The sequence below is a fragment of the Sphingomonas bacterium genome, from assembly GCF_028292945.1.
Taxonomy (GTDB): Bacteria; Pseudomonadota; Alphaproteobacteria; order Sphingomonadales; family Sphingomonadaceae; genus Sphingomonas.
The window spans coordinates 1-3750 of the sequence record NZ_JAQGLJ010000082.1; the positions used below are offsets into that span (position 1 = coordinate 1).

Annotated in this window: 4 protein-coding genes; all 4 read right to left on the reverse strand. The window is 70.6% G+C overall.

The annotated features are described in order from the left end of the window. Window positions 1-250: 250 nt before the first annotated feature. Window positions 251-1219 carry a DNA polymerase III subunit delta' gene (locus JWN21_RS09740; RefSeq protein ID WP_299649086.1) on the reverse strand — a complete coding sequence of 323 codons (969 nt, stop codon included), beginning with the start codon at window positions 1217-1219 and terminating at the stop codon, window positions 251-253. Between the two features lie 119 nt (window positions 1220-1338). Beyond that, the gene (locus tag JWN21_RS09745; RefSeq protein WP_299649089.1) at window positions 1339-2499 is read right to left on the reverse strand and encodes a D-alanyl-D-alanine carboxypeptidase family protein; all 1161 of its coding nucleotides are present in this window, start codon (window positions 2497-2499) and stop codon (window positions 1339-1341) included. Next, a complete protein-coding gene (locus tag JWN21_RS09750) occupies window positions 2496-3167 on the reverse strand; it encodes an SPOR domain-containing protein (RefSeq protein WP_299649092.1) in 672 nt (223 codons plus the stop codon). Before JWN21_RS09750 ends, JWN21_RS09745 begins: the two co-directional genes overlap by 4 nt. Continuing rightward, window positions 3151-3750: lytic transglycosylase domain-containing protein (locus JWN21_RS09755; RefSeq protein WP_299649095.1), on the reverse strand; the 600-nt coding region annotated here is incomplete at its 5' end. The genes JWN21_RS09750 and JWN21_RS09755, both read right to left, overlap by 17 nt.

Consider the following 3750-nt stretch of genomic DNA (forward strand, 5'->3'; position numbering starts at 1 on the left):
GATATGCGGGCGGCCGTTGGGGTAGTGGATCGCAGTCGTTATGTAGAAGGGGTCGGCCATGTGGGGCGCGGTAGCAGAGGGTGGCGCGGGGGTGAACCTCCAACCCCTCTCCCGCACGCGGGAGAGGACAGGCAGCGAAGCTGCCACGGTGAGGGCCTGAAGGGAGATCAGGACGCCAGCCCTCGAACCCCCGTCGTGACCTCATCCTGCTCGCTACGAGAGCTGTCCCTCTCCCGCTTTCGGGAGAGGGCTAGGGGCGCGGCAGCCCTGCCAGGATGCCGGACATTTCCCAGACCGTCGCCTGCTGATCGAGCGACAGGCCGACCGCCGCGCCGGCCATGTCTCGGGCCTTTGTGTGCGCGTCGAGCGTCTGGGCGAGTGCGGGTCCGGAGCGGCGACGTGCGGCGCGGGCGATGAAGCTGGGTGCACGGTCGAGGAACGCTTCGTAACGCGGTTGCGCCGCCTTGCCGGCGAGGGCACGGGCAAGCGCGCTGCGCCGTGCGTTGTCCGGGTCGCCGTCAGCGGCGATCGCTGCGATCGCGGCGTCGAGGCCCTTCACGTCCAGACCAGCGAAGCGGAGTGCGCGGCCGGGGGCGCCCTCCCCCGCCTCGACCAGCGCTGCGACCTCGTCGGGGTCGAGCGACGGGTCTGCGCTGCGCAACGCAGAGGACATGTCGGCCTCGTCGAGCAGGCCGAAACGCAGCAGCCGACAGCGCGAGCGGATCGTCGGCAACAACCGGCCGGGCGCGTGGCTGACGAGCAGGAAGACCGTGCCGGGCGGCGGCTCTTCCAGGCTCTTGAGCAGCGCGTTCGCGCCGCCCGGCTCGAGGTCGTCCGCGGCGTCGATGATGACGGCGCGGCGCTCCCCCATCGACGGTCGGACGGTGAGGGCCTGGCGCAGCCAGCGGATCTGCACGACGCGGATCGACCGCGCCGGCGCTTCGCCCTCCTTGCGTTCGTCATAGGGGGTGAGCACGTCCTTCTTGCCAGTCTCCCACTGCTCGCGCTCGACCAGCCGGTAGTCGGGGTGCGCGCGCGCGGCGATCAGATCGTCGCGCTGCGCGCCACCGCCGACCAAACGGGCGGCGGCTTGCCGGGCGAAGCTGCCTTTGCCGACGCCCTTTGGTCCGGCGAGGAGCCAAGCGTGGTGGAGCGTGTCGCCCGCGAGCGCGGCGGCGAACGCATCCTGCGCGGCGGTGTTGCCGATGATGGAAGTCAAATCACTTCGTCATCCCGGGCTTGACCCGGAATCCATCGAGCGACCGGCACAACGCTGGTCGCGAGCGTGCTGCCTGCGGCACGTCCGATCCCGGCTCAAGGCCGACTGACGGAGGTACTTCAGCCGAACATCCCCGTCAGGCCGGCCCAGGCGCGACCGAAGAAGCCGGCCTCTCCGACCGCCGCCTCGGCGACCAGCGGCAGGCGCTGTTCGGGCAAACCGGGGCTGGTGATCACCAGTTCGGCGACCTGCTGACCCTTCGCGATCGGGGCGCGGAGCGGGCCTTGGTAGACGACGCGCGCCGCCAGCACCGGCACCGCGCCCGAGGGCAGCGCAACCTTCAGCTCGCGCGGCGCGACAAGGCCGACCTCGCTCTCCTCGCCCAGCTGCACCTCGGCTGCGGCCACGCGCCGGCCAGCGGCGACGATCGGCTTGGCCTGCCAAGCGCGAAAACCCCAGTCCATGAACTTGACCGACTCGTCGATCCGCCCGTTAAAGCTCGTCAGTCCGGCGATAACCATCACCAGCCGCCGCCCGTTCTGCTCGGCCGAGCCGGTGAAGCCATAGCCCGCCTCCTCGGTATGCCCGGTCTTCAGCCCGTCCGCACCCGCGACGCGGCCGAGCAGCGGGTCGCGATTCGCCTGCGTGATCGCAGCACCCGCGCCCAGGGTCTTGCCCCAGCTGAATTCCTTGAGCGAATAGAACCGCTTGTAGAGCTGCGGGTGGTCGCGGATCGTCGCGGCCGCCAACGTCGCGAGGTCGCGCGCGGTGACATAGGTGACGCCGTTGTCGGGCCAGCCGTTCGAGTTGCCGAAATGGCTATTGGTGAGGCCGAGTCGCTTGGCAGCTTCGTTCATGCGGTCGGCGAAACTTTGTTCGGTGCCCGAGACACCCTCGGCGAGCACGACGCAGGCGTCGTTGCCAGATAACGTGACGATGCCCTTCAGCAGATTGTCGACGCTGACCTGCTCGTCGACCGACAGGAACATGGTCGAGCCTGCCTGCGGGCCGTGCCATTGCCGCCACGTCTCCGGACGGACGGGGAAGGTCTGGTCGAGCTTGAGCTCGCCCTTCTTGATCATGTCAAAGGCGACATAGACCGTCATCATCTTTGCCATCGAGGCGGGCGGCATGCGGCGGTCGGCGTCGCGCGCGAACAGGACGGCTCCGGTCGAGAGGTCCTGCATGAACGCGACCGGCGCGGTGGCGGGGAATTGCGGCGCGGCTGCGACGGACGGAACGGCGAGCAGCAGGGCGGCGAACGGCAGGGTGCGGGTCATGGTGTATCTCTGTATTCGGGCGTCATGGGAATGAGTTTCGCGTCGGCATAGCCTTGCGCGACGACGGCGTCACGCGCCTGTGCCGCTGCGCGGGCGGTGGGAAACGGGCCGAGACGGACGCGGTGGACCGAGCCGCTTGAGAGGAGTTCGCCGCCGAGACGGTCGGCGAGTGCTCGTGCGCGCGGCGCGTAGGTGAAGCTCGCCGCTTGCAACCAATACCCGCCGGGGGCCGGTGTCGCGCCCGGCCGGACGGGCGCACGCGTGCCGGCGCGGACTAGGCCCGGCCGCCCTTCGCCCGCCGCGAGGACGCGGACGCGGACAGGGCTGAGCGGGTTGCGATCGGTGCCGAGCAGCACGGCCGCGCCGCGCGACAGGTCGACCAGCCGATCGCGGCGACCCGGGCCGCGATCATTGACGCGCGCGATGATGCTGCGGCCGGTCGCCACGGCGGTGATCTGGACCAGCGTGCCGAGCGGCAGCGTTCGATGCGCGAGCGTCAGCCCGGCGGGATTGAAGCGTTCGCCCGACGCGGTGAGGCGGCCCGCCAGCTCCTCGCCATACCAGCTCGCGACGCCGGTCTCCTCATTGCCCGAGGCGGCGCGAACCTCCGGCCCGCCTGCGCAGGCGGCGAGGAGCAGCGCCAGGGTTAGACTAACGCGCGACGGCATCGGCGAGCAGCCCGACCGACAGTGCGTAGAAGTTGGAGCAGTTGTAATCGAGGATTGCGCGGTAATTGGTGGTGGTCAGATAGGCGGTCGCGCCAGCGCCGTCCGGCTCGATCAGCGTCGCCTGGACGGCGTCAGCGGGCCAGCGACCGGATTGCGGCACCAGACCGACGGCGCGCCACTCGGCCATCGAGCGCCAGCCGGAGTGGCGGATGAACACGCGCGGGCAGCGCGGCGCGCTGACACGGGTGCGCAACGCGGCGCGGTTCAGATCGGCGGGAACGCTGACGGCGAAGCCCCACGGCTCACCCGCCCGCCAGCCCGCGTCCTGCAGATATGCGCCGATCGAGGCGAGCGTATCAGCGTCGCTGTTCCATACGTCGGCAAAGCCGTCGCCGTCACCGTCACGCGCCAGGCGCAGGTACACCGACGGCAGGAATTGCGGCCCGCCGAACGCGCCCGCCCAGCTGCCGCGCATCCGCGCGCGGGGCACACCGCGATCGAGCATCTTGAGTGCGGCGACGAACTCGCCCGCGAACAGCGAGCGGCGGCGGCCCTCATAGGCGAGCGTGGCGAGGCTGCGGAA

What these genes read in the sequence shown, in the direction of transcription:
- JWN21_RS09745 (WP_299649089.1), bottom strand. Translation starts at nt 2,499, where the DNA reads ATGACCCGCACCCTGCCGTTCGCCGCCCTGCTGCTCGCCGTTCCGTCC.
- JWN21_RS09750 (WP_299649092.1), bottom strand. Translation starts at nt 3,167, where the DNA reads ATGCCGTCGCGCGTTAGTCTAACCCTGGCGCTGCTCCTCGCCGCCTGC.